Origin of the sequence: Pantoea dispersa, assembly GCF_035783935.1 — a bacterium.
In the GTDB taxonomy this organism is placed as follows: Bacteria; Pseudomonadota; Gammaproteobacteria; order Enterobacterales; family Enterobacteriaceae; genus Pantoea; species Pantoea dispersa_C.
Genome location: NZ_JALKOV010000061.1, coordinates 1 through 226 on the forward strand (window position 1 = coordinate 1; position 226 = coordinate 226).

Genomic DNA, 226 nt, shown 5'->3' on the forward strand with positions numbered 1-226 from the left:
CTCCAAGGCTAAATACTCCTGACTGACCGATAGTGAACCAGTACCGTGAGGGAAAGGCGAAAAGAACCCCGGCGAGGGGAGTGAAACAGAACCTGAAACCGTGTACGTACAAGCAGTGGGAGCCTACCTGTTAGGTGACTGCGTACCTTTTGTATAATGGGTCAGCGACTTATATTCTGTAGCAAGGTTAACCGCATAGGGGAGCCGAAGGGAAACCGAGTCTTAA

At 50.4% G+C, this 226-nt stretch carries 1 rRNA gene; it reads left to right on the top strand.

Going from position 1 to position 226, the window contains the following annotated elements:
• A 23S ribosomal RNA gene (locus MXF20_RS23330) occupies window positions 1–226 on the top strand; the annotation flags it as partial.